Origin of the sequence: Olsenella phocaeensis (assembly GCF_048189965.1) — a bacterium.
GTDB classification, from domain to species: Bacteria; Actinomycetota; Coriobacteriia; order Coriobacteriales; family Atopobiaceae; genus Olsenella_I; species Olsenella_I phocaeensis.
In genome coordinates, this window is the sequence record NZ_DBEZHV010000003.1 from 26,852 (window position 1) to 52,921 (window position 26,070).

Annotated in this window: 23 protein-coding genes; 22 read left to right on the forward strand and 1 reads right to left on the reverse strand. The window is 60.3% G+C overall.

Features of this window, described 5'->3' with window-relative positions:
* Window positions 1–300 precede the first annotated feature (300 nt).
* The 21 genes from deoC (at window position 301) to ACMPH2_RS00540 (ending at window position 23,277) form a co-directional block, all read left to right on the forward strand.
* Window positions 301–939: a deoxyribose-phosphate aldolase gene (gene deoC / locus ACMPH2_RS00440; RefSeq protein ID WP_303132926.1), complete on the forward strand. Its 639-nt coding sequence runs from the start codon at window positions 301–303 to the stop codon at window positions 937–939.
* Window positions 940–1,382: 443 nt separating this feature from the next.
* Window positions 1,383–2,585 (forward strand): phosphopentomutase, encoded by a 1,203-nt coding sequence (locus ACMPH2_RS00445; RefSeq protein WP_303132924.1) that lies wholly within the window; start codon window positions 1,383–1,385, stop codon window positions 2,583–2,585.
* Window positions 2,578–3,300 carry a purine-nucleoside phosphorylase gene (gene deoD / locus ACMPH2_RS00450; protein ID WP_417118327.1) on the forward strand — a complete coding sequence of 241 codons (723 nt, stop codon included), beginning with the start codon at window positions 2,578–2,580 and terminating at the stop codon, window positions 3,298–3,300. The genes ACMPH2_RS00445 and deoD overlap by 8 nt, the downstream gene beginning before the upstream one ends.
* 105 nt (window positions 3,301–3,405) lie before the next feature.
* The gene (locus ACMPH2_RS00455) at window positions 3,406–4,482 is read left to right on the forward strand and encodes a BMP family lipoprotein (protein ID WP_303132920.1); all 1,077 of its coding nucleotides are present in this window, start codon (window positions 3,406–3,408) and stop codon (window positions 4,480–4,482) included.
* Between the two features lie 92 nt (window positions 4,483–4,574).
* Complete coding sequence (locus tag ACMPH2_RS00460; protein WP_072499996.1) at window positions 4,575–6,104, forward strand: ABC transporter ATP-binding protein; 1,530 nt, start codon at window positions 4,575–4,577, stop codon at window positions 6,102–6,104.
* A complete protein-coding gene (locus ACMPH2_RS00465) occupies window positions 6,101–7,231 on the forward strand; it encodes an ABC transporter permease (protein WP_303132918.1) in 1,131 nt (376 codons plus the stop codon). Before ACMPH2_RS00460 ends, ACMPH2_RS00465 begins: the two co-directional genes overlap by 4 nt.
* Window positions 7,224–8,144 (forward strand): ABC transporter permease, encoded by a 921-nt coding sequence (locus ACMPH2_RS00470; RefSeq protein ID WP_303132916.1) that lies wholly within the window; start codon window positions 7,224–7,226, stop codon window positions 8,142–8,144. Before ACMPH2_RS00465 ends, ACMPH2_RS00470 begins: the two co-directional genes overlap by 8 nt.
* 99 nt (window positions 8,145–8,243) lie before the next feature.
* The gene (locus ACMPH2_RS00475; protein ID WP_062529401.1) at window positions 8,244–8,684 is read left to right on the forward strand and encodes a cytidine deaminase; all 441 of its coding nucleotides are present in this window, start codon (window positions 8,244–8,246) and stop codon (window positions 8,682–8,684) included.
* A complete protein-coding gene (locus tag ACMPH2_RS00480; RefSeq protein WP_072499994.1) occupies window positions 8,681–10,012 on the forward strand; it encodes a pyrimidine-nucleoside phosphorylase in 1,332 nt (443 codons plus the stop codon). Before ACMPH2_RS00475 ends, ACMPH2_RS00480 begins: the two co-directional genes overlap by 4 nt.
* Before the next feature lie 142 nt (window positions 10,013–10,154).
* Window positions 10,155–11,066, forward strand: coding sequence for a GRP family sugar transporter (locus tag ACMPH2_RS00485; RefSeq protein ID WP_417118328.1), 912 nt, complete (start codon window positions 10,155–10,157; stop codon window positions 11,064–11,066).
* A 515-nt stretch (window positions 11,067–11,581) separates the two neighbouring features.
* Window positions 11,582–12,346 carry a nucleoside phosphorylase gene (locus ACMPH2_RS00490; protein ID WP_417118329.1) on the forward strand — a complete coding sequence of 255 codons (765 nt, stop codon included), beginning with the start codon at window positions 11,582–11,584 and terminating at the stop codon, window positions 12,344–12,346.
* A gap of 13 nt (window positions 12,347–12,359) precedes the next feature.
* Window positions 12,360–13,136 (forward strand): nucleoside phosphorylase, encoded by a 777-nt coding sequence (locus ACMPH2_RS00495; RefSeq protein WP_072499991.1) that lies wholly within the window; start codon window positions 12,360–12,362, stop codon window positions 13,134–13,136.
* Complete coding sequence (locus ACMPH2_RS00500; protein WP_417118330.1) at window positions 13,133–13,912, forward strand: GntR family transcriptional regulator; 780 nt, start codon at window positions 13,133–13,135, stop codon at window positions 13,910–13,912. The genes ACMPH2_RS00495 and ACMPH2_RS00500 overlap by 4 nt, the downstream gene beginning before the upstream one ends.
* 179 nt (window positions 13,913–14,091) lie before the next feature.
* The gene (locus ACMPH2_RS00505; RefSeq protein WP_417118331.1) at window positions 14,092–15,210 is read left to right on the forward strand and encodes a BMP family ABC transporter substrate-binding protein; all 1,119 of its coding nucleotides are present in this window, start codon (window positions 14,092–14,094) and stop codon (window positions 15,208–15,210) included.
* Window positions 15,211–15,430: 220 nt separating this feature from the next.
* Window positions 15,431–16,963, forward strand: coding sequence for an ABC transporter ATP-binding protein (locus tag ACMPH2_RS00510; RefSeq protein WP_303132905.1), 1,533 nt, complete (start codon window positions 15,431–15,433; stop codon window positions 16,961–16,963).
* Window positions 16,960–18,054 (forward strand): ABC transporter permease, encoded by a 1,095-nt coding sequence (locus tag ACMPH2_RS00515; protein ID WP_303132904.1) that lies wholly within the window; start codon window positions 16,960–16,962, stop codon window positions 18,052–18,054. The genes ACMPH2_RS00510 and ACMPH2_RS00515 overlap by 4 nt, the downstream gene beginning before the upstream one ends.
* Window positions 18,055–18,065: 11 nt before the next feature.
* On the forward strand, window positions 18,066–19,007 hold the full coding sequence (locus ACMPH2_RS00520; protein WP_417118332.1) for an ABC transporter permease: 942 nt from the start codon (window positions 18,066–18,068) through the stop codon (window positions 19,005–19,007).
* A 19-nt stretch (window positions 19,008–19,026) separates the two neighbouring features.
* Window positions 19,027–19,812 carry a nucleoside phosphorylase gene (locus tag ACMPH2_RS00525; RefSeq protein ID WP_303132901.1) on the forward strand — a complete coding sequence of 262 codons (786 nt, stop codon included), beginning with the start codon at window positions 19,027–19,029 and terminating at the stop codon, window positions 19,810–19,812.
* A gap of 128 nt (window positions 19,813–19,940) precedes the next feature.
* A complete protein-coding gene (locus ACMPH2_RS00530) occupies window positions 19,941–20,885 on the forward strand; it encodes a nucleoside hydrolase (RefSeq protein ID WP_417118333.1) in 945 nt (314 codons plus the stop codon).
* A 51-nt stretch (window positions 20,886–20,936) separates the two neighbouring features.
* Window positions 20,937–22,292 carry an 8-oxoguanine deaminase gene (locus ACMPH2_RS00535; protein ID WP_417118334.1) on the forward strand — a complete coding sequence of 452 codons (1,356 nt, stop codon included), beginning with the start codon at window positions 20,937–20,939 and terminating at the stop codon, window positions 22,290–22,292.
* Between the two features lie 58 nt (window positions 22,293–22,350).
* Window positions 22,351–23,277 carry a ribokinase gene (locus tag ACMPH2_RS00540; RefSeq protein WP_303132899.1) on the forward strand — a complete coding sequence of 309 codons (927 nt, stop codon included), beginning with the start codon at window positions 22,351–22,353 and terminating at the stop codon, window positions 23,275–23,277.
* A 176-nt stretch (window positions 23,278–23,453) separates the two neighbouring features.
* Here ACMPH2_RS00540 and ACMPH2_RS00545 read toward each other — a convergent pair whose 3' ends face one another.
* Entirely contained in the window at window positions 23,454–24,557 is a 1,104-nt protein-coding gene (locus ACMPH2_RS00545; protein ID WP_303132898.1) for a PfkB family carbohydrate kinase, read from the reverse strand.
* A gap of 191 nt (window positions 24,558–24,748) precedes the next feature.
* On the opposite strand from ACMPH2_RS00545, the gene ACMPH2_RS00550 reads away from it, so the two are divergent.
* The gene (locus ACMPH2_RS00550; RefSeq protein WP_303132896.1) at window positions 24,749–26,020 is read left to right on the forward strand and encodes a 4Fe-4S binding protein; all 1,272 of its coding nucleotides are present in this window, start codon (window positions 24,749–24,751) and stop codon (window positions 26,018–26,020) included.
* Window positions 26,021–26,070: the final 50 nt, after the last annotated feature.

The following is a 26,070-nucleotide window of genomic DNA, read 5'->3' on the forward strand; positions in this document are numbered from 1 at the left end:
GATTCGTCCGCCTGCGGGTCCAGGGCTACCGTTGGCACAAAAGCGCCCTTGGATTGTGTGGGAGTTGGAAGGTCGTTGGGCGCCATTTCCGTAACTGGCGCTACAATCGCGCAAACGCCAGAAAGAAATAACAGCTTAGGCTATGCATCCACTTGTATGTATTAGCAACTGCTCATGCATGTGGAAATCACTTGCTCTTATGGCCGATGCCATTCCTGGCGTATGCGCAACTCATTGGGGTGCCAGCATAAGGTGCATGACGCAAAGGGCGTCGCGCCGCCCCGGGGCGGAGGAGGAGACATGGAACTGCACGAGCGAATCGACCATACCAACCTCAAGCAGAACGCTACTGAGCAGGATCTCGCCAGGCTCTGCGACGAGGCGCGCGAGTACGGCTTTGCGACCGTCTCGATCAACGGCTGCTGGACCTCATTTGCCGCAAAGCGACTCGAGGGTTCCGGTGTCGGCGTCACCACCTGCATCGGCTTCCCTCTGGGCGCGGCCACCACGACGGGCAAGGCAGCCGAGGCGCGGCAGGCGGTCATCGACGGCACGACCGAGATAGACATGGTCATCAACGTCGGAAAGCTCATCGATGGTGACGACGACTACGTCGTCAACGACGTTGCGGAAGTCGTGAAGGCAGCCGACGGCCACCCCGTCAAAGTCATTCTCGAGTGCTGCCTGCTTGACGACGAGCAAATCGTTCGCGCCTGCAAGGACTGCGTGAAGGCCGGTGCCTCCTTCGTCAAGACGAGCACTGGGTTCAGCACGGGTGGGGCCACGGTCGAGGACGTGCGCCTCATGCGCCAGACCGTTGGAAATGCCTGCAAGATCAAGGCGGCGGGTGGAATCCACAGCAAGGATGAGGCCCTTGCCATGGTGGAGGCCGGTGCAGATCGCCTTGGCACCAGCGCAAGCGTCGCCATCGTCAGCTAGTCGTTCGGCATCGGGAGTCTCCTGCCGTCTGCCATATCCTGCCTGCGTCCCGGGTCGGGCTTGTGCGCTTGCCAAGTCCGACTCGGGATTGCTCGTTCTTGGACACGTCTACTAAACAGTAGCTTATAAAACTAAACAAATTCTCAATATAGTTTGATGGGACAAATGGTTTCGTATCAAACTATGTATCACATTATGAAAATACAAACAAGGACAGTAATTCTTATAAAGAAGCAGCTACAAGAAGACAAGATTAGCAACTCACAATCACCTATGCATGAGAACACTCATCAGACATGCCACTTGCGGCGAGCTAGCGACCGCTCATAACTGTTTTTCTTATGCTTGATGAATATAAACATATGCTATTCAAGACGTTTATCTGAGAGGTCACTGACCCTTTCACGCAAGCATACGGCACACACAGAGAGATAGGTGATTTGATGGCCAAGAGGGTCTTCCTCGTCGTATTGGACAGCTTCGGAATCGGAGAGGAACCCGACGCGGCGGAGTATGGCGACGAGGGAAGCAACACCCTCTGTGCCTGTGCGACGAGTCCGTTCTTCCACATGCCCAACCTCCGTGACCTCGGGCTCTTCAACATCGAGGGCGCGCTTGACTCCGTCTACGACGTGGACATCGCTCCCATTGAGGCCCCGAAGGGTGCCTTTGGAAGGTTGCGCGAGGCGTCCAAGGGCAAGGACACCACCGTTGGCCACTGGGAGATGGCGGGTGTCATCTCGCCTGAGCGCTTTCCGACCTATCCCAACGGTTTCCCCGCGGACGTCATCGAGGAGTTTGAGCGTCTGACCGGTCGCAAGGTGCTGTGCAACAAGCCCTATTCGGGCACCGAGGTCATTCGTGACTATGGCAGGGAGATGGTCGAGACCGGCTCCCTCATCGTCTACACCTCCGCGGACAGCGTCTTCCAGATCGCTGCGCACGAGGACGTCGTCCCCTGCGAGCAGCTCTATGAGTACTGCCGCATGGCCCGCTCGATCCTGACTGGGAAGAACGGCGTCGCCCGCGTCATCGCCCGTCCCTTCGTGGGCGAGGACGGCAACTACACGAGGACGTCGCATAGACATGACTTCTCGCTGGAGCCCACGGGGCAGACGATGCTCGACATCCTGAGCGCCAACGGGACCGACGTCATCTCCGTGGGGAAGATCTTTGATATCTTTGCCCACCGTGGCATCAAGGAGTCCATTCCCACCTCGGGTAACCCTGAGGGCATCGAACGCACCATCGAGCTCCTTGACAGGGACTTCGAGGGCCTCTGCTTCGTGAACTTCGTGGACACCGACATGATCTACGGTCATCGCAACGACGTGGACGGCTATGCGAAGGCACTTGCCTACTTCGACGAGCACGTGCCCACCATCCTGGGCAAGCTGCGTGAGGACGACCTCTTCATGGTCACCGCCGACCATGGCTGCGATCCCGTGACCCCCTCCACCGACCATTCGCGCGAGTACGTTCCCTGGGTCATCGCGGGGCCTCGCGTGAAGGCCGGCATAGACCTCAAGACCAGTGGCACCTTTGCCGACATCTCGGCCACCATCCTCGACTATCTCGGCGCACCGGCAGGCGACCACGGAACGTCCCGACTCGACCAGATCATGGAGGTAACAAAGAATGCCTAGCGTCCCCACCCCGCACAACGCCGCGCTTGAGGGCCAGATAGCCAAGACCGTCCTCATGCCGGGAGACCCGCTGCGCGCCAAGTACGTGGCCGATCACTTCCTCGAGGACGTCACCTGCTTCAACAGCGTCCGCAACATGCTGGGCTTCACGGGGAACTACCAGGGTCACCCCGTGTCGGTCATGGGCGGCGGCATGGGCATCCCCTCGATAGGAATCTACTCGTACGAGCTCTTCAACTTCTATGACGTGGACGCAATCATCCGCATCGGCAGCGCTGGTGGCCTCGCCGAGGGAGTCGCCCTGCGCGACCTGGTCGTGGGCCTGGGCGCGTGCACCGACTCAAACTACGCCGCACAGTTCAAGCTGCCCGGGACCTATGCGCCCATCGCCGACTTCGGCCTCCTGCGTCGTGCCGTCCGCAAGGCGGAGGAGCTGGGCGTCCCCACCCGAGTCGGCAACGTGCTCTCGGCCGACTCCTTCTACAACGCAGACCCCACGGTCAACGAGCGCTGGGCCTCAATGGGTGTCCTGGCAGTCGAGATGGAGTCTGCGGGCCTGTACCTCAATGCGGCGAAGGCCCACAAGAAGGCACTCTGCCTCTGCACCATCTCGGACCTCCCGATGACGGGGGAGTCGCTGTCCGCCGACGAGAGGCAGACCAGCTTCACACAGATGATGGAGGTCGCGCTCTCCTTGGCCCTGCCCGAGGAGTAGTCGCCTCCGTGCGAGTGCGGCACCACATGGGGCGCAGGCCCCATGGACATATGCAAGCGGGGCAAGGCCCCCCAGGGAAGTTCGAAGAAGGAGAAGGGACACGTCATGCTCAAAGCCGAAATCACGCGCAGGAACTTCCTGGGCGCCACGGCGGCCCTAGCGGCGACCGCAGGGCTTGCTGGTTGCGGTGGGGGCTCGGCCTCGACCACCGAGTCCGCCGGCGGTGCCGGAGCCGATGCCGCCAGCTACAAGATCGAGATGGTCACCGACACCGGTGGCGTGTCGGACCAGTCGTTCAACCAGAGCTCCTGGGAGGGTCTGCAGCAGCTCGAGTCCGACAAGGGCTGGGAGGTCAGCTACATCGAGTCGAAGCAGGAGTCCGACTACGCGACCAACCTCGACAAGGCCGTCGACGACGAGGCCAACCTCGTCTGGGGCATTGGCTTCAACATGGCCGACGCCGTCGCCCACTCCGCCCAGACCAACCCCGACGTCCAGTTCGCAATCATCGACAACGCATACGATGAATCCCAGCCCAACCTCACCGGCGTGACCTTCCGTGCGCAGGAGCCCTCCTTCCTGGTTGGCTACATCGCCGCACGTACCACGAAGACCAACAAGATCGGCTTCGTCGGTGGCATCACCGGCGTGGTCATCGACCAGTTCGACTACGGATACCGGGCTGGCGTCGACTACGCGAACAAGGAGGCTGGCACCAGCGTCGAGGTCCAGGGCCAGTACGCCGACAGCTTCTCCGATGCGGCCAAGGGCAAGGCGATCGCTTCCAAGATGTTCTCCGACGGGTGCGACATCGTGTTCCATGCCGCCGGTGGTGTGGGTGCGGGCGTCATCGAGGCGGCCAAGGAGGCAAACCAGTACGCGATCGGCGTTGACCGTGACCAGAACTACCTCGCTCCCGACAACGTCATCACCTCGGCCCTGAAGAGGGTCGACAAGGCCATCATCGAGGTCTCGACCCAGATCGAGGCGGGCACCCTCAAGGGCGGCTCCAACATCGAGCTGGGCTTCAAGGAGGACTGCGTCGGCATCCCCGAGAAGCACGATCTCATTGCCGATGACGTCTATCAGGCCGCGCTCGCGCTCTCCGAGAAGATCAAGGATGGCAGCATCGTACCGCCCATGAACAAGGACTCCTACGACAAGTACGTGGCGAGCCTCTAGTCCGCAAGTCAAGAAGCACGCAGGGATGGGGCGCCCTGGCCTGATGGCGGGGTGCCCCATCCCTTGGATGCGACGCCAGGGGAGCAGAAAACATGGAAGTCAGTCCGGAATACGCCGTGCAGATGCATGGCATAGTCAAGACGTTCGGCTCGTTCCGAGCGCTTGACGGGGTTGACCTCGACGTCAGGAAGCAGTCCATCCACGCCATCCTGGGCGAGAACGGGGCGGGAAAGTCCACGCTCATGAACGTCCTGTACGGTCTGTACCAGGCCGACGGCGGAGAGCTCTTCCTCAACGGCGAGAAGGTAAGCATAAACAGCCCGACCGAGGCCATCAAACATGGGATCGGCATGGTCCACCAGCACTTCATGCTGGTGGAGAACTTCACCGTGACCGAGAACATCGTCTTGGGGGAGGAGGTGTGCGGCACGGCGGGCGTCCTCGACATGGCCAAGGCGCGACAGGAGGTCGTCAAGATCGTCGAGGAGTACGGCCTCGAGGTAGACCCGGACGCGCTCATCGAGGACATCACCGTGGGCATGCAGCAGCGCGTCGAGATACTCAAGGCACTCTACCGCGGGGCAGACACCCTCATCCTAGACGAACCGACCGCAGTCCTCACGCCCCAGGAGATCGGCCAGCTGATCAAGATCATGCGCGACCTCGTCAGCAAGGGCAAGACGATCATCATCATCACGCACAAGCTCAAGGAGATCATGTCGTCCGCCGACGAGTGCACCATCATTCGCCGCGGTCGCTACATGGGAACCGTGGACGTGGCGCAGACTAACGAGGCGGAGCTTGCCTCCAAGATGGTCGGTCGCCACGTCAACCTCCACGTCGAGAAGTCGCCCTCCAGGCCGGGCGAGACCGTGCTCTCGATACGCGACCTGCACGTCAAGGACGACCGTGGGATCGAGGTCGTGAAGGGCCTCTCGCTCGACGTGCATGCGGGCGAGATCGTGGGCATCGCCGGCATCGACGGCAACGGACAGCGCGAGTTCGTGGACGCCATAGACAACCTCGTGCATGCGGAGTCGGGAACGATCGAGGTAAAGGGCAAGCAGATTCAGAACACCACGCCCAGGAACACCATCGAGACTGGCGTGGCCACCGTGCCCTCAGACCGCCATCGCTGGGGTCTCGTCCTGCCCTTCAGCGTCGCCGAGAACTCGGTTCTCGAGCGTCACAACGAAGAGCGCTTCGGCAAGGGCATCATGCTCGACCTGGCAAAGGTCGAGGAGTTCGCTCGCGGCCTCATCGAGGAGTATGACATCCGTCCCGAGGGCTGCGAGTCCCAGCCGGCCGCAGGCCTGTCTGGAGGCAACCAGCAGAAGGTCATCATCGCCCGCGAGGTCTCTGGTGAGCCTGACCTGCTCGTGGCCGTCCAGCCCACGCGAGGCCTGGACGTCGGCGCCATCGAGTTCGTGCACAAGTCGTTGATTCGCGAGCGCGACCGCGGCGCCGCCATCCTCCTCGTCTCGCTCGAGCTCGACGAGGTCATGGACGTGTCCGACACAATCGCCGTCATACACGACGGGCAGATCGTTGGCAGCTTCGAGCAGGGAACGGTCACCGAGGAGCAGATCGGCCTCCTGATGGCAGGAGGAGGGAGCAAATGAAAACCATCGTCAAGCTATTGAGGAAGCCCATCGCGGCATCGATACTGGCAATCGCCGTAGGCTTCCTGATCGCAGCCATAGTGCTCGCGATCGCGGGCTATGCGCCCGGACCGTCCTTCGCGGCCCTGTTTAACGGCATGATCGGCAAGCCCAAGTACATCTCCAACGTCGTCATCAAGGCAACCCCCCTGATTCTGACCGGCACGGCCGTGGCCTTCGCCTTCAAGACGGGCCTCTTCAACATCGGTGCCGAAGGTCAGTACGTGACTGGCACCATCTGCGCGGCGATCGTTGGCATCAGCTGCGACTTCCCGCCCGTCCTGCAGGTCCCCCTCGTCATTCTCGCGGGGACGTTCGGCGGGGCCGCATGTGGCGCCCTCGTTGGCTGGCTCAAGGCGAAGTTCGGGATAAACGAGGTCATCACCAGCATCATGCTCAACTGGATCAGCCTCTACGCCTGCAACTTCGTGGTCAACGTGCCCGCCTTCCACCAGCCGGAGTCGACGAGCACCTATGCCGTCAATCCTTCCAGCTACACCATGATCCTCCCCAAGTGGAAGCTCTCGGAGGAGGGGCTCGCCACCCTCAAGGGGACCCCCTGGCTCTACGAGGTGCTCGTGAAGACCGACGTCAACGTGGGCATCCTCATCGCGGTGGCCTGTGCCATCCTCATCGCAGTGCTGCTGAAGCGCACCAAGATGGGCTACGAGATGCGCGCCGTGGGCCTCAACCGCGAGGCGGCCCAGTTCGCCGGCATCAACGTGAACCGCAACATAGTTACCTGCATGCTCATCTCGGGCGCCCTCTGCGGCCTGGCGGGCGCTCTGGCAGTGACCGGCTTGGAGCCGCATAACATATCCACCCTGGCCGCATTCGAGAACAATGGCTTCAACGGCCTCTCGGTGGCCTTCATTGCCGGCTCCTCGCCCATAGGGTGCATCTTCGCCGGGTTCCTGTTCAGCGGCCTCATCTATGGCGGGCAGAGCGTCCAGCAGGTCATGGGGGCGCCATCCGACATCATCAACATCATGATCGGTACCATCGTGTTCCTCATGGCCCTCTCGCAGGTCGTTCCCATGGTTGCCGATTGGCTTGAGCGCAGGGAGAAGGGGGTCGCAAATGCCTAGCAGCCTGTTTCTACTCATCGGCATCACCCTCATGTACTCGACGCCGCTCGTGTTCGGCGCCCTCTCGGGCGTCATCTCGGAGCGCTCGGGCGTCGTGAACATCGGCATAGAGGGCATGATGATGGTCGGCGCCTTCACGGCCTCTGCCGTCTCGTATTTCACTGGGAACCCTTGGCTGGGCTTTCTGGTCGCAGGCCTCACCGGTGCGATCATTGCCCTCCTCCACGCCTTCGCGTCCATCACCTTCAGGGCTGACCAGACGGTCTCGGGCGTCGCAATCAACCTCCTGGCGCCCGGGCTCGCCCTCTTCTTCTGCCGCCGCCTCTTTGACAACGCGGCAATGACACCCGTCTACACCACGCTGCCCAAGCTCTTCGGCGACAAGGCCCTTGCCGGCACGCCGTATGCGAGCCTCAACGTGGACGTGACGGTTGCCCTGGGCCTAGTTGCCGCGGTGATCATGTGGTTCGTCCTCTACAAGACCAAGTGGGGCCTGCGCGTCCGCGCCGTGGGCGAGCACCCTGCTGCCGCCGACACCCTGGGCATAAACGTCGAGCGCACGCGCTACGTCTGCGTGATCGTCTCGGGCATGCTGGCGGGCTTCGGTGGCGCCTCGGTCACGCTGGCCATCGTCTCGCAGTTCACCCAGACGGCCATCAGCGGCCAGGGCTTCATCGCGCTCGCCGCCGTCATCTTCGGCAAGTGGAAGCCGCATGGAGCCTACGGTGCCTGCCTGCTGTTTGGCCTGGCCCAGGCCCTCACCGTGATACTGGGCGGTGGTGACATCGCAATCCCCAGCCAGCTCATGGCGATGCTGCCCTACATCCTGACCATCATCGTGCTGGTGCTCTTCGTGGGTCGCTCCGTGGCACCCAAGGCCGATGGCGTGCCCTACAGGAAGGGTGCGCGCTAGCATGTCGTGCGGTACGGGGACCTCTCGGGCTACGGGAGTCCGAAGGAAGACCGTCGGGGCACCTCGCAGCCAGCCGAGCGCCCCGTCAAGGGAGGCATGATGGACGAGGTAGCGCTCGTTCGGGAGGCCATCGCCGCGCGAGAGGAGGCATACGCCCCGTACTCGCACTTCTCCGTGGGCGCCGCCCTTCTCGACTCGGAGGGCAGGGTGTGGCGTGGCTGCAACATCGAAAATGCGTCCTACACGCCCACGAACTGCGCGGAGCGTACCGCGTTCTTCAAGGCGGTGAGCGAGGGGGCGAGGGAATTCGAGGCCATCGCCATCGTCGGTGGGGCCGAGGGGCTTCCCATCAGCAACTGGTGTGCGCCCTGTGGCGTGTGCCGCCAGGTGATGGAGGAGTTCTGCGACCCTCGGAGCTTCAGGGTGGTGCTGGCCGCCTCGCCGCGCCAGATCAGGACCTATCTGTTGGAAGACCTGCTGCCGCTGGGCTTTGGCCCCCATGACCTCGAGGCGGCGCAAAGGGAGGCTGATGGCCAATGAGGATGTACGACGTCATCGAGACCAAGCGCAATGGCGGGGAGCTGAGCGACGAGCAGATCAAGTTCTTCGTCGACGGCTATGTCTCGGGCCAGATACCCGACTATCAGGCCTCTGCCCTGTGCATGGCCATCTACTTCAGGGGGATGAGCGCTCGCGAGACTGCGACGCTCACCATGGACATGGTCGCGTCGGGCGACGTGGTGGACCTCTCTCCCATTCCCGGCATAAAGGTAGACAAGCATTCCACCGGTGGCGTGGGCGACAAGACCTCGCTGGTCGTCGCGCCCATCGTTGCCTCGCTTGGAGTGAAGACCGCCAAGATGAGCGGCCGTGGGCTGGGGCACACGGGCGGCACCCTTGACAAGCTCGAGTCCATTCCCGGCCTCTCCACCTCGGTCGAGCGCGACCGCTTCGTGAGGATCGTGAGCGAGGTCGGCGTGGCCATCATCGGCCAGACGGGCAACCTCGTTCCGGCCGACAAGAAGCTCTATGCCCTGCGCGACGTCACCGCCACCGTCGACAGCCTGCCGCTCATCGCCTCCAGCATCATGAGCAAGAAGATAGCGGCTGGCTCCGACAAGATCCTCCTCGATGTCAAGTGCGGCAGCGGGGCGTTCATGAAGACCGTCGACGACGCCATAGAGCTGGCTCGGTCTATGGTCGAGATCGGCGAGCACGTCGGCCGCACCACCGTCGCGATGATCACTGACATGGGCAGGCCTCTGGGCAACTGCATAGGCAATGCCCTGGAGGTTGCCGAGGCTGCGGCGACCTTGCAGGGCAGGGGTCCCAAGGACCTGACTGACATCTGCGTCGAGCTGGCGGGCAACATGCTCTTCCTGGCGGGCAAGGGGCAGATGGATGACTGCCGGCACATGGCACGCGAGCAGATCGCAAACGGAGCGGGCTTCGCGAAGCTCAAGGAGATGGTTGCCGCCCAGGGCGGTGACGCCTCCCTGCTCGACGACGCCTTCGACAGTCTCGTGCAGCCGCGCGTGGCCCGTGAGGTGCGTGCGCAGCGCTCTGGCTGGCTCTATGCGATGGACACCGAGCGCTGTGGCATAGCGTCGGTGGCGCTGGGTGCCGGTCGTGCGCGCAAGGAGGACGCGATAGACTACTCCGCGGGCATCGTCCTGGCCAAGAAGAGTGGTGACGCCGTCGCTGAGGGGGACCTGCTCGCAACGCTGTATGCCGCCGACGAGGCGCTGTGCGACGAGGGGGAGCGCATCCTTCTCTCCGCGCTGGACATTCGCACGGAGGAGCCCACGGCCATCCCGTTGTTCCATGCGCGCGTTACGCGCGACGGCGTTGAGCGCTTGGATGCATAGGCGATAGTCCTGCCGGGTTACGACGATTTCTGTGGGCACGGGGGATGCGGGCGGTGCGGGAATGCCGTCGCGTCCCCCGTACGCATGCGGTCTGCTGCACGACGTCGTCGCGCGTCGTCTGCGACATGGACGGGGGAGAGGGATGCTGGCGATTCTAGTGGGTCTTGTGCCCGCGTTCGGCTTTGGCCTCATGGGCTGCGTTTCGCAGTTGGTGGGCGGCAGCGTCGCAAACAAGCAACTGGGGCTTGCCCTCCCTACGCTGCCTCTCGCCCTTGTCATGTCGCTGGTCCGTCCGGTCGCCTGGTCGTCGGGGCTTGTCGTGGCGGCTGCCATCGATGGTATTGCCTGGAGCGCGTCGGAGGCCCTGCTTCTCTATAGCTTTGGCATCCTGGGCGTGTCGCGCTCGGTGCCCGTGTCCACTGGCGTCCAGCTCCTGGGCACGTCGGCGATTGGCGTGCTGTTCCTTGGTGAGTGGCGGGGGCAGTCCCAGCTGGCCTTGGGCCTGCTCGCCCTCGTGCTCGTGGCTGCGGGCGTGGTTCTCTGCTCTCGCGAGGACGCATCCGCCATCGAGTCCGCCGCATCTCGTCCTGGGCACGAGGGCTGGTCGGCGAACGCACGAGGCATGGCCTGCGTCATGCTGTCCGCCGGTCTGAGCGTCGCCTATGCCTCGACGAGCAGCATCTTTGCCGTCGATGCCCTGGACCTCCTGCTGCCGCAGTCACTGTTCATGGTCACAAGCTCGTTCGCGGTAGGGCTCGTCTCATCCAAGGGCAGGCTGGTCGGCAGCCCTGAGGCGGTACTCGGACGCAAGACTTGGGAGAACATGCTCGCGGGAGCGCTTTTCGCCATCGCGAACGCATGCGTTCTGCTGTCCAACCAGATGAACGGCCTCGCCGTGGGTTGGACCCTTGCCCAGATGAACGTCATCGTGTCGACCGTTGGTGGCCTGGTCCTGCTCCACGAGCACAGGTCGGCCCGAGGCCTTGCCTTCGTCGTCACGGGCATGGCTCTGGTCGCCTTTGGCGGCGTTCTTATTGGGCTGACCAAGGCCTGACGCTCGGATTGCCTGTGGGTGAGGGTGGATTGCATGCAAGCATCCTAGATCGGACGAGGTCATCGTCAGCCATGAGGACACGCTAGAGCATGTGAACCCAAAGGACCTGGAAATCAGCCCCTGGCGTGGCTAACTAGGGGCTGGCGCACTCTGCAAAAACAATCCACTCGATGGGCCGATAGCCACCTGTACGCAGATGTTGATGGCCCCATTGGTGAGCCGGCACCTAGCTTCGGGCCATTCGTCGGCCGCCATCCTGATGACGCACGCGAATTCGTAGGACTTGCTGTTATTTCTCTGTTGCTGTCTTAACTTATCCATATCAATGGATGGACAAGTTAAATCTATCAGTACCAACTAACAGCTAAAACAATTCCGGTTGGCGGAATATTTGTACCGTTCACGCCAACTTGTATAGTCAAGTTTGTGAATGCGTCATACATTCTCACTAGACGGATTTGAAGTCACCCGTACGGATTTTGCATGCATGGCTACTGGAAATCAGGGGGTGTCTGATGGGGAAGCGCCTGCTTCATACCGGTGTGAGCGCAAATGAAGTCGGTCGATATGTCCTGATTCCCGGCAGCGTCGAGCGTGCTGCCTTGATTTCCGAGTATTTTGATAATTCCCACGAAGTGGCCCATCGTGGCGGCTATCTAACCTTCTATGGCACTCTTGAAGGTGTTCCTGTAACCGTCACGTCCACGGGCATTGGTGGGCCTGCTATGGCGCTCGCCGTTGAAGAGCTGAGCGAATGCGGTGCGGACACCTTCATACGAGTGGGCTCCTGTGCCTCGAGCTCGCCCGTCTCAAAGATTGGTGACGTAATAATTCCAAGGGGCGCGGTGCGAATGGAGGGTACCGGAGATTATTTTCTGCCCCGCGATTTTCCCGCCGTTCCGGACTATCAGCTATTTCGATGCCTGGAGCAAGCAGCTAGCCAAAGTGGCTTTCCTTACAACACGGGTGTCACAATCACAAAAGACTCCTTCTACACCGAGGCTGCGCCCGAAACCAAGCCCGTTCATGACGAGCTCTCCTTTCGGTGGGATTCTTATGAGAGAGCTGGGGCAACGAATACGAGCATGGAGTGTGCGCCGCTGTTCCTCCTGGGTTCCGCCAAAGGCCTGCGCTGCGCCTCGATAATGATCTGTGCAACTAACTATCAGACATATTCCAACGACAAGCAGGATTATCCAGCTGCATGGGAGAGGCGTGCAATCGAGGTCGCCATAGCAGGGCTTCGCATGCTTATCCATGCTGACCGATTCAAGATCTAGGGAGGTCGCAGCGATGAGCAAGCAGATGATGCACCTCGCCATCCAGGAAGGTGATGTCGGGGAGTACGTGTTCTTGCCTGCAACGCCGGAGTGCGCCGTCCGTATCGCGGACTCTCTTGACGATGCCGTTGAGGTTGCCTGCAACCGGGAGTTCCGCACTTTCACGGGCCTGCTCGACCAGACAAGGGTTTCCGTCACATCTTCCGGACTGGGTGGACCCGCCTTGGGCATTGCAGTCGAGGAGCTGCATGAATGCGGCGCGCGAACCCTTGTCAAGGTAGACACTTGCGAGGCGCTTGTGCCATCCGTCCATACGGGAGACCTCATTTTTCCCAACGGTGCCGTGCGTATGGAGGGGGTGGGTAGGCAGTATGCGCTCGAAGAGTATCCTGCCGTGCCGGACACAGACGTTCTAGCTGCCCTCTGCGATGTGGGGAGGGGGAGAGATGCCACCAGTCACGTGGGTGTTGTGGTCACGAAGGCGCGATTCTCTTCTCAATTCTTGACTGGGTCCGGTCCTATGGAGCGCCAGCTTAGGGATAGGTGGGACGCCTATGCCCAAGGAGGTGCCCTTGCGGGCGAGATGTCCTGCGCCACGCTTTTTGTCATTGCGGGATCCCTGCGCATGCGGGCGGCGGCAGTTTTGGGCAACGGTTGTGAGGCAGGGTACTATTCCGATGACGAAGCGAATTGGGCGTTGGACCCCCTGAATCTGGCAATCGACGTGGCCGTCGAGGGCATGCGGCTACTGATTGCTCGCGACAAGGCAGAGGCGGGGGTGCGAGCATGATTGAGCATGAGCCTAAGACTCAGGTGGTCGCCCTGCACGACATTCCGGTTCCTGACGGCGACAAGAATCCCGGGATGCCTCTCTACGTGCGCATCTACGATACGCTCTATAACCTCATCCGTTCGGATGAGGTGCGGGAGGGCATGCAGCTTCCCAGCGAGAGCCAGCTTGCCGAACACTTTGGCATGAGCCGGGGCACCATCCGCAAGGCCATGCGTTACCTTGTAGAGGACGGCCTGCTGATAAAGGGCCAGGGTCGTTGTGCGGAAATCGCCCCCCAGGGCAAAGTTCAGCTTGAAGGCTTGCAGACCTACACCAATGCTTGTGAGACCTTCTGCACTCTTCCCATCACTCATCATCATGCGAGCTGGCGCTTCACCCTTGCCGGACACTGGCTGAGCGTTCAGTTGGGCATACCCGAGGGTGCCTTGGTGCTCACCTCTGACATCCTCTACTACAGCGACCAGTCTCCGGTCGCCAAGTCCATCTGGCTCATCCCAGCCGGCTACCTTGAGGAGTCCTCCGTTGATCCCAGCGATGAAGCCGCCATGGATGAATTCCTCTTCGATACGATTCAGTCTCAGGTTGTGGATACGCATACCGATATCACGATAGCGCAGGGCGCGCCGGATTGGTGTCGTGATGCGGACCTCGTGCTTTGCCTGAGCGAGATTGCCTATGGCAAAGAAGCCCCTATAGGACACTTCAAGAACTACCTCAGGAGCGATTGCTATCGCCTGGAAATGAGGCGAGAGGGCGCACAGCGTCATCTCTGACAATTCTGGTGAGCCTCCGCCTTCCCTCTCACGTTTGCAGGTGCCATCCGTTGAGCTATTCGTTCCGAAAGGAGGGACCTGGCTTGTCCCGCGCTTTTACAGGCGGTCCGTACGGTGTGGTGGGGGTGCGGTCGCATCCCCAGCGTTGCCAGTAAAGGGCTTTGTACTTAGGAGGAATAATGCTGAATCGTCGTTCGTTCGTCACCGTCAGCCTCGGTACCGTTAGTGCTCTCGTTCTTGCTGGTTGCAGTAAGGGTGGATCCGATTCTGATGTCGCCCCTGCCAAGGACGGTTCCTCGTCCGATGGCGCCAAGGGCAAGAAAGTGATCTTCTTGGTGAGCGGCAACCTTGGCGACAAGGGCTTCTACGACTCGACTGCCAGGGGCATCAACACTCTCGCGAGTGATTATGGCTGCGAGACCAAGATTGTCGAAATGGGCCGTGACGAGACTACCTACGAGGCTACGCTTAGGGACGTGTCTGACCAGGATTGGGATCTGATCGTCTGTTCGACCTTCTCGATGCGAGAGGTTCTCGAAGGGGTTGCTCCCGACTATCCCGATAAGAGCTACGTCCTGCTGGACGTCGCCTCGACCGTACCCAACATCCTGGGCGTTTCCTTCCCGGGCAATGAGGCGGGATTCCTGGCCGGCACCGTCGCGGGCAACTACATCCTCGAGAACTTCCCTGACAACAAGGTGGCTGGCTTCATCGGGTCAATGGATGCCCAAGGCATCAACGACTTCCTCGTTGGCTATATCGAGGGCGTCAAGAACGTCGATGAGTCGATTAAGGTTAATACCTCATACGTTGGCTCCTTCGAGGACGTCGCAACCTGCCTCGAGATGACCACCCAGCTCTATAACCAGGGTGCCGAGGTCGTCTATGCTCCCGCATCGCAGAGCATCATGGGCGCCGTCACAGCTTCCAGCAATACCGGTAAGGCTCTCATCGGCTGTGACACCGACATCTACAGCGAGATCATTGACAGCCAGCCCGATTTGGTTCAGCACGTTCTGACCTCTTCCCTCAAGCGTTTGGATGAGGCCACCATCAAGTCTGCCACAGGTCTTTGGGATGGCAGCCTCAAGGTGGGCACGCCCGTCAACATGGATGTTGCGTACGGCGCCATTGGGCTGGCGGACAACGACAACTATCAGAAGCTTGTGAGCGAGGACACGCGAAAGAAGGTCGACGAGGTTACGCAGAAGATAGCGTCCGGTGAAATCAAGCCCAAGAGCGCGTTCGACATGGACACTGAGGAGCTCACCAAGATGCGTGATGGCGCAAAGGCGTAGCTTCCGGTCCGTCGTAGGTCCTCTTGTAGGAAAGAGGGGCGAAAGTCGCCCGAGGATGCCATTGGTGACGGCGCATGCGAGCAGCGGCGCGTGCCAATACGTTTCGCGGACAGATGGATAGCCGTTGAGCACCTGTGCGGTCGGATTATACGACCGCAGTCCGACCGCACGACTTGACGGTTGAGGGAGGGCATCTATGCACGGCGAAGAGGCTTTGCGTATGGAGAACATCACCAAGGTGTATCCAAACGGTGTCATCGCAAATAGTGATATCAATTTCTCAGTTATGAAGGGTGAGATTCATGCCCTGTCGGGAGAAAATGGAGCGGGCAAGTCGACACTCATGAAGATGCTCTTCGGCATCGAGCAGCCCACGCGTGGAGACATATATGTGAACGGCGAGAAGAAGGTTATTTCGTCTTCTGCCGAGGCGATCAGCCTGGGTATCGGCATGGTTCACCAGCACTTCATGTTGGTTCCCTCGCTTTCGGTAGTCGAAAACATGGTGTTGGGCCAGGAGCCACGCCGCGGTGTCATGCTCGATCGAAAGACCGCAAAGGCTCAGGCGAAGGAGGTGTCTGAGAAATACCATCTTGGAGTTCCGCTGGATGCCCCGGTATACGATCTGTCAGTTGGCCAGAAGCAGAAGGTCGAGATCCTGAAGGCCTTGCTCCATGGTGCAAAGATTCTAATCCTGGACGAGCCTACTGCCGTACTTACCCCACAGGAGACCCAGGAGCTCTTCATAGAACTCAAGAACCTACGTGATGACGGATATACGGTCATTTTCATTTCACATAAGCTAAACGAGGTGCGCGAGCTCTGCGACCGCATCACGATCATCCGTCACGGTCGCACCATGGGCGTCTATGACGTAAGGGACGTGAGCGAACGCGAGATTTCGCGGCTGATGGTTGGTCGTGACGTCGTCCTTCACATGGACAGGACTCCGACAACGCCGGGTGACGTGGTTTTGGACGTCGAGGGGCTTTCGTACTGGAATCATTACGGAAAGCAACGGTTGAACGGCATCTCACTCCGCGCCAGGCGCAATGAGGTTCTGGGCGTGGCCGGCGTTGAGGGCAACGGACAGGCAGAGCTCGTGGACATCATCAGTGGGAATCTTTCGCGTTTCCAAGGATCCGTCAGGGTCTTGGGCAAGGAGGTTTCCGGGATGTCCATCAGGCAAGTGCGCGAACTGGGTGTGAGCTACATTCCCGAAGACCGTATGACCATGGGCATGGCGGGTGACCTTTCAATCACTGACAATCTCATGGCAGACAAGAGCTACCGCGACCGTTTCGTGGGTAAGGTTGGCCTCCTCGACAAGAAAAGCATCCAAGAATATGGCGCTGACATGGTTGAACGTTACCAGGTCGTCTGTAAGTCACCAGATCAGCCCATATCAAGTCTTTCGGGCGGCAATATCCAGAAGGTCGTTCTTGCCCGTGAGCTCTCGAGCAACCCAGAGCTTGTTATTGCCGATCAACCTACGCGCGGCGTAGATGTCGGCGCCTCTGAGTTCATCAGGCAGGAGCTTCGCAACCTGCGAGACCAGGGGAAGTGCGTACTCCTCGTCTCATCCGACCTCAATGAGCTCCTTGGTCTCTCCGATCGCCTAATCGTTCTCTGCGACGGTGGTATAGCGGCGTACTTTGCAGACACTTCCGAAGTGACCGAAGAGGACTTGGGCAGGTACATGTTGGGAATCGACAGACAGGCTGACGAAGAGATTGCAGGGGTGTGCGCATGAACAACAAGCAGATCAATCTCTTGGTAGATGCCGTAAAACTCCTACTTATCATGGCGATTACGCTCGCTGTGATTGCAGCGATTATCTTCTCGGTGAGCGACGACCCATTGAATGCTCTCTACAACTTCTTTGTGGGACCGTTCCTCTCGATGCGTCGTATCGGCAACATCGTCGAGGGGGCTTGCCCCCTGACATTCACCGCCATGGCGGTCATGCTGATTTTCAAGGCGGGACAATTCTCGATGATTTCGGAGGGCTCATTCTTCATAGGGACCGGAGTGGCAATGTCTACCTCACTCGCCGTCCCCATGCCCACGGGGCTGCATGCCCTCGTTGCGCTCCTTGGTGCTGCACTCGCTGGGGCATTCATTGCGTTTATCCCTGCCATTCTCAAGAAGACCTGGGATGTCAGTGAGGTTGTCACCTCGATCATGCTCAACTACGTGTGCGAGTTCTTCGTCATCTACCTCGTGACGTACCACTTCAAGGAGACCTCGAGTTCCTCGCTCGCCTCATGGGAACTGGCTCCGACGAGTCTCCTTCCCAAGATCGTCCCTGGCACCAACATCCATCTGGGTGTCATCCTGGCCTTGCTCCTCTGCGTGGGCTGCTGGGTCCTTACCAACCGCTCACGCTTTGGGTATCAGCTTAGGTTGACGGGCAGCAACCCTTCCTTTTCGCACTATGCCGGCATCAAGGAAACGGGCGTCATGGTGGGCGCGCAGGTTATTGCTGGAACCATCGCGGGCATGGGTGGCGGCGTCGAGCTTTTGGGCATGTACAACCGCTTCAAATGGACCACATCTCCCGGTTTTGGTTGGACGGGCATCGTCGTTGCTCTGCTGGCAAAGGATAACCCACTCCTGATTCCGCTTAGCGCCTGCTTCTTCTCCTATATCAACACGGGTGCAAACATCATGGCCATGAACAGCGACGTGAGTAACGACGTTGCGCAGATTATCCAAGGCGTCATCATGATGCTCATAGTTTCGGGAGCCCTTCTCCAGCGTTGGCGCCAGAAGCTGGTCGTACGTGCCGCCGAGAAGGAACAGGCCGAGGCCGCTGCCGTTAGCGCCTCTGTCGAGGCTTAGGGGGCAGGACGATGTCTACGGTTCTTGCAAACATCTTCAGCGCCGAGTTCGTGTACATGTGGATTCGCGTCGTCACGCCAATTCTACTTGCCTCGCTTGGCGGTTGCATCTGCAACCAGGCGGGTGTCGTCAACCTTGGTCTCGAGGGCATCATGCTGCTCTCCGCCTTGGCAGGCGTAATAGGCGGTGCCTATGGCGGGGGCCTTCTGGCAGGAGTCGCCTGTGGCCTTGGAGTGGCACTTCTGGTTAGTCTGATTTTTGCCTACTTCCATCTCAACATGGAAGCGGACGCGACCCTCTGTGGTACGGCGATAAACACCTTCGCGGCTGGGGCGACAGTCATGGCCCTCTTCACGCTTACGGGCGAGAAAGGCACGAGCTCCTCTTTGCTCAGCTTCTCTTTTCCTACTATCAACATCCCGTTGATAGATAGAATTCCAATATTGGGCAGCATTGTCTCGGGCCATAACTTCGTGACCTACGTCGCTTTCTTGGTGGTGTTTCTCACCTGGTTCTTGTTTTACCGCACGCCCTTGGGCCTGCGCATACGTTCCATCGGGGAGAACCCTGATGCCGCCGCATCCGTGGGAGTCAACGTCCGCAGGACTCGCTACGTTGCGATTCTTCTGTGCGGGCTCCTTACGGGCATGGGTGGAATGTACATGTCCATGGGCTATCTCAGCATGTTCACTCGGGGTATGGTCGCCGGGCGCGGATTCATAGCCCTTGCGGCTGCCGCCATGGGACAGTCGACTCCCATCGGTGCGCTTCTCTCGTCGATGCTGTTCGCATTCTTCGAGAGCATCTCGAACACCCTGCAATTGTTGGCCCTGCCCTCGCAGTTCATTAGGATGCTGCCTTATGTGGCCACGATTCTTGGTCTCACCATCTATTCGATCCAGAAGAAGAACAAGGCCTATGCCAGGGCACAGGCAGCGGTACAGGAAAAGTAAGGAACAAGGAGAAAAACTCATGGAATTGTTGGACAAGAGTGCAAAGACTCTCGGGGCTCGTCAATACCATATCCACCTTCAACCTGGTGACATTGGCGACTATGTGCTGCTGCCCGGCGATCCTGCCCGCAGCGACCGTGTGGCCAAGTACCTCGATGACGCCGAGCTGGTGGGCAACAATCGCGAGCATCGTTCCTTTACGGGTACCTACAAAGGCGTACGCGTTTCGGTGACTTCGACCGGCATGGGCTGCCCCTCCGCATCAATTGCCGCTGAGGAACTGATCAACATCGGAGCGAAGTGCCTCATTCGTATCGGCAGCACCGGCGCGCTGCAGCCCGAGCTTAAGATTGGTGACCTCATCGTCTCAACCGGCTCGATGAAGAATGAGGGCACCTCCAAGTTCTATCTGCCCGATACCTTCCCGGCAGTGCCTGACTTCGACCTGACCCGCTGCCTCATCGACACGGCGCGTGACATGGCGCCCAGTCTGGGATGTGGCGTGTACTACGGGATCGGTGCGAGTGATGACGCCTTCTATGGAGAGACGCCAGAGTGGATTGAGAAGTTGAGCGGATACGGTTGCCTCAATGTCGAGATGGAGGCATCAGCCATCTACACCGTCTGCCATCGTCGTGGCGTGCGTGGTGCCATGGTGTCGGCAGTCTCTGGCAACCTCGTACGCTCTGATGTCATCTATGAGACGGCCAACGTGGGCCTTGAGAATGGCTGGGACCATGAAATCGAGGTCGTTCTCGAGACCATCGCCAAGTTCGACGCGGAACAAAGGGACGGCAGGCATTGATTCGGAAATTCATGCACTATCTAACTCGAATCGCTTAACCCCTCGGGTTCCGAGGTGCCCGAACAATTCGGCATAAAGACCCCCAGGCAACCTTTCCAAGGCTTGGAATCCGTCAATAAGGAAGTTCAATGATCAGGACAATCATCGACTGCGACACGGGCATTGACGACTCCGTTGCGATTCTCTTTGCGCTGAGGCGCCCCGAGATTCACGTGGAAGGAATTACGACGGGATGTGGTAACACCAGCGTTGACCAGGCAACCGATAACGTGCTTCGACTTTTGAAGCTCGCCGAGTTGTCTTACGAAATTCCCGTTGCCAAAGGTGCGGGGCAGCCTCTGGAAGGGACCTGGGACGGTCCTGTCGTGCGGGTTCATGGACCAAACGGCATAGGGGGCGTCGAGCTTCCGTTCTCGGAGCAGTGTCCTTTGGATGAGCCTGCGAGCGACTTCATCGTGCGCATGGCACGTGAGAATCCGGGCGAGCTTACCGTTATTACCCTAGGGCGAATGACCAATCTCGCTCTGGCGCTGCAGAAGGAGCCCATGCTTCCCAAGCTGGTGAAGAACGTTGTCTCTATGGGTGGTGTGATTTATGGTGCGGGCAACACCAGCCCTGTCGCGGAGGCAAACATTGCAGGTGATCCTGAAGCGGCCGATCAAGTAATCATGGCAGGATTTGATTTGACCATGGTGGGACTCGACGTTACCATGAAGACTCGCATCACGCGACAGCGTCTCGAGTTCCTACGTGCGCATTGTTCCGCCTCAAATCGCCGTGTTGTTGACTATCTCCATGGGGTACTTGAGTACTACCTGGGCTACTACCGGACTCAAGACTTTGCTTTTGACCACTGTCCTGTCCATGATCCCCTGGCGGTCTTGGTTGCTATCGATCCGGGATTGGTGAGCCTGAAGAAACTGCCAACTCGTATTGAGTGTGGTGGGCAATACTGCCGCGGCAAGGTCGTGGTAGACGAGCGCCCGCATCACTTTGATGCGCCGTTCGTGACGCATTGCCTTGCAGTTGCGGGGGATCGGGCGGCGGAGGAACTGCTTTCGACATTCATGTAGGTCTCTACGGTTGTTGGACCGACGATTTGGCATGCCCTGAGGGGAGAAGTCGTGAGTCGCCTTCTGGTACGTAACATAGAAACTCTCGTGTCCTGCGACGCTCGGGATAGCGTATACGAGCAAGTTAACCTCTATTGCGAAGATGGCCTCATTCGTTCGATTGGTCCCGCTGAACCCGAAGCGGACGAGGTTATTGATGGCACGGATATGCTTTGTTATCCCGGGCTGGTAAATGCCCACCATCACCTGTACCAAATCTTCTCGCGAAACCTTCCCCAGGTACAGAACATGGAGCTTTTCGACTGGCTGCGTACCTTGTACGAGATTTGGAAGAACGTCGACGCGGACGTAATTGGCCTCTCGACCATGGTTGGCTTGGGCGAGCTCATGAAGAACGGCTGCACCACGGTCTTTGACCACAACTACGTCTTTCCTGCCGGCGCAGGCGACCTCATGGGAGCGCAGGTCCAAGCTGCCGAACGTGTGGGTGCGCGTATGCATCTCTCGCGTGGGAGTATGGACCTCTCTAAGAAGGATAGTGGCCTGCCGCCAGATTCCGTGGTACAAGATGTCGACCAGATCCTTGCTGACAGCGTCGAGTGCATCCAGCGCTACCATGACGCATCCTTTCAGTCTATGCATCGCGTTGCCCTGGCGCCCTGCTCACCATTCTCGGTGTCGGCAGAGCTCTTGCGCCAGAGTGCCATTCTGGCTCGTGAGTATGGCGTGCGCCTGCACACCCACCTCTGCGAAACCAAGGACGAAGAGACTTACATGCTGGAATCAAGGGGCATCCGTCCTTTGGCCTACATGGAGGAGCTTGGTTGGATAGGTCCGGACGTGTGGTACGCGCATGGCATTCACTTCAATGCCGATGAACTGCCGCTTTTGGCTCGTACCGGAACGGGTATATGCCATTGCCCCATTTCTAATATGAAGCTCTCATCTGGCGTCGCTCGTATCCCAGAGATGCTCGAGATGGGTATTCCTGTTGGACTGGGGGTGGACGGCTCTGCCTCGAATGATGGATCGAATCTGCTCGAGGAACTGCGCGTCGCCTTCCTCCTACACCGACTGAACTCGAGCGACGTCGCCCCCAGTGCATATCAGATGCTCAAGGTTGCCACCATGGGTGGCGCGCTCGTTCTGGGTCGTGCGGATGAAATAGGATCGCTCGAACCTGGCAAGTGTGCCGACTTCTTTCTTGTGGATAGTCGCAGGCTCGAGCTCGTGGGGGCATGCGTTGACCCCTCGGCTGTCCTGGGGACGGTGGGACTCAAGGGCGCCGTTGACCTCACTGTGGTCAACGGAGAGGTGACCGTGCGCGACGGACGTCTGACTCGCGTCGATGAGCGTGCGCTGGCGGATGAGGCAAATAAAAAAGCGATGTCCTACCTTGAGGGATAGGCGGTTCGTTCCCTGTACTTGGTTACATCCAGAACACCCACCGAAAGAGGCAGATGCGATGCGTATCCTAAATATCGGGTCGCTCAACATTGACAAAACATACGAAGTCGACCATTTCGTACAGCCAGGTGAGACACTCATGGCAAGCTCCATGGCTGTCTGTTGTGGGGGCAAGGGGCTCAACCAGTCAATTGCGGCGGCGCGTGCCGGAGCGCAGCTCTGGCATGCCGGTCTCGTGGGAAATGACGGTCAGGCTCTCGTGGACGCTCTCGTTGCGGCTGGTGTGCATACCGAACTCCTGAGACGAATCGATGGGCAGTCCGGTCACGCCATCATCGAGGTCGACCCCTCTGGGCAGAATCGCATTCTTCTCTTTGGCGGTGCGAATCGCATGTTGAACGAGAAGACGATAGATGGAATTCTCGATGCCTTTGGCGAGGGGATGGTCCTGCTCCAGAACGAAGTCAACCTCCTTGCCTACATTGTTGACGCGGCGTATCACCGAGGACTACCCGTCGCGCTCAATGCTGCACCAATGAACGACGATGTGCTCGGCTGCGAACTCAGCCATCTTGGCTGGCTGATCATTAACGAGATCGAAGGACGTCAGGTGGCTCAGTGCGAGCGAGATGAGGACATTTTTCCCACGCTTTCACGTCGCTATCCCAGTCTCAAGGTGCTGCTGACCCTTGGGGAGCGAGGTGCCGTTGTGCTTGCAAACGGGACGAGCTACACCGTGGGCTCCTGTCACGTTGCAGTGAGGGATACGACTGCGGCAGGTGACACCTTCATAGGCTACTTCCTGCGGGGCATTGACCTTGGCTGGGAGCTTGGGGACTGCCTGCGCTTTGCGACTGGGGCGAGTGCCATCAGCGTTACGCGTGAAGGTGCCTCCACTTCGATTCCCAGCTTTGACGAGGTCAAGAGATTTGTCAGTTCTCACAACGACGAGCTCGCTGTCGAAATACAGGGTTTTCGAGCGTAGGACGAAGGATGAGTCACGCATAGACCTGAACGCATGCGTTGACCATGCCGTCTCCAGCCCATCCCCATGACTTTCTAGCCACGGTGATTGAAGAGCTCTCATGATGCACCAGCTGCGTTGTTACCTGCAATTGGCCCCATTCGGGCACGTAACCCGTTGGCGTTCCGTGGTGGTGTCTACTCCCCTGGCTCCCGCACGGACATGCCCAGGCGCATCCTCATGCTGCGGTCGTTGAGCGAGACGCGCGTGGCTCCGCGGGCGTTGGCGCAGGCCGATGCCGCCACCAGGCCTGCTTGTGCGCTGCGGCGCACGCCCAGGTCCTGCACCCAACCCCAGGCGATGCCTGCGGTCATTGCGTCCGAAAACTCGTTGGACTGGGGGATGGGGCCACCAGCCCAGGGCAGGAAGGCGCGCTCGGACTGACTGGCGCAGTACATTCCGCCCTCGTCCAAAGGGATGAACAGCGCGAGTGGGCCGCGCGAGAGAAGTTCGTCCGCCGCCGTGCGAATCGATGCCCTGTCGCGCAGCTCGCGGTCCAGCACCTCCCCCAGCAGCCTGACGTCCAACTTGACGAGCTCGGGTCGCTGTAGGTCGTCCTCCAGGGGCTGGCGCCTGTCGGTGGCGGAGGGCGCGAAGAAGAGTGGCGCATGCACGTTCTGCCAGAGGAAGGAGCGCGACTCGGGCGGGACGCTGGAGTCCACGACGCAGACGGCCGCTCGGTCAATCACGTCCAGGTGCGCAGCCAGGTAGTCTGCCGTCAGGAGCTCGAAGGCCTTGGCGTCCCTCAAGACGAGTCGGCGGGTTCCGTTGGGACGGGTCATGTAGACGTTGGATGCGGTCTCGAGTCCGCGCGACACGAGGGAGTCGCTGATGTCCACCCCGTCGCGTCGGCAGCCATCCATGAGTCGCTCGGCGTTTGCGTCATCGCCAAAGACGGACACGAGCCTCACCTGGCGGTCCAGGTGGGCCAGGAACTGTGCCACGCTGCGTGCCGATCCGCTGGCGACGCTGCGCACCGTGCCTTCGAGCTGCTCCGCGCCATCGGCATCGCGCTCGGGCCAGCCGATGACGTCGATGCACGCGGCTCCCACCACGGCGATGTAGGGACTCTCCTGCAGTATGTAGCGCCTGCCAAGGATAGCGCCCTTGCGTGTGAGGTTCGACACGTGCACGGCCACCGACGAGCGCGAGATGTGCGCCTTCTCGGCAAGCTCCTTCTGGGTGATGGAGGGGTTCTCTCGTATCCATCCCAGGATCTGTCGTTCCCTGTCGGTGATCACTGCGGCTCCAATCCACTAAGCAACAGTTTATCGGCTCAACGTGGTCACGGGCGAGAGGAGCCGCTGGCCTCGGGTTACGTGCCGTCCGTGCCTGGCTCGCCGCCTCCGCTGGGAGGGCCGCGCTCCTCTCTGCCGTGGTAAAATGCCAGACTGCAAAAGGCGGACGCCGCAGCTAGAGGGGGAGGTTAGACGTGGCCGAGAAGCGTGACCTGCTCGATGACCTCATCGACATACAGCAGGACTGGGCAAGCGTCTCGAACCCCCTGGGCGGCATCGCCGACACACTTGCCGCCGACCCGTCCAAGGTGAGGCAATTCGACCCCTCCGAGTTCAAGGAGCGGCCGCGCGTCAACTCGATCTTCTGCCTGCGCGTCTCGTCCGGCAGGGATGACGTCTGCAGCCGCTGCCTGGACGTGTGTCCCGTGGATGCCATCCAGATCAAGGGCGCTGCCATAAAGGTGCTGGACAGCTGCCGCAAATGCGGGCTCTGCACCATGGCCTGTCCCACCGAGGCATTCCTGGTCCAGAGAATCATGGCCAAGCAGCTCTATGACAAGATCGTCCGCGTGGCCAGCGCCTACGAACAATGCTACGTGACCTGCACCCGCGCCATCGGTCGCCTGCCCAAGGACAACGAGGTGGTGCTGCCCTGCGTGGGCGTCATGCCTACCGAGGTCTGGCACGCCCTACTGAGCGAGTTCGACAACGTGAGCGTCTACCTGCCCCTGGGCATCTGCGACCGCTGCCGCACCACCACGGGCGAGGCGGCGTATGTTGACCAGATCGGGCAGGCCGAGGAGTGGAGCGGCGGCTCGGTGGGCCTTGAGGTCGACGAGGGACAAATGACCCACGAGCAGACGCGCGCCTACAAGCGCGGCCAGTTCGTGAACAGCATGGTGCAGGCGGGCCAGACGGCACTCCTTGCTGGCAACCCCTCGCTCCTGGGTGCCAAGGCGGTGGCCCAGCGCATCCAGGACCACTCGCGCAAGATCACCAGCATGCAGCGCGAGCTCGAGCGCATGGTGGGCGACAAGACCACGGCCAACCGACGTCGCGTGCTCACGCAGAAGCGCAAGACCCTGCTCACCACCCTCCAGGGCCGGCCCCGCCTCGCGCGGCCCATCGTCCTGGACGTCCCCAGCTGCGATCCAAGCCGTTGCACCATGTGCGGGGACTGCGTCAAGGCCTGTCCCGTGCATGCCTGTGACCTCGACGCGGGAGGGCGCTTCTCCGTTGAGGCAGCCTATTGCCTCAACTGTGGGGCCTGCGCGAAGGTGTGCCCCGAGGGGGCCCTGACCATGGTGGCGGGCGACCCGCAACAGCTCGTGGTGCGCGACGAGGAGGCGGAGCGCCGCGCCAGGGCGGCGGCCAAGCAGCGGGAACAGGTCCAGAAGGCCAAGGAGGAGGGCAAGAGGCAGCTCAAGCGCGGCCTCGACATCCTCGAGCGCCTGGCGGACGACTAGAGACCAGCAAGGGCGGGGGACGCGGGCGTCCCTCGCATGGAATAGGAGTT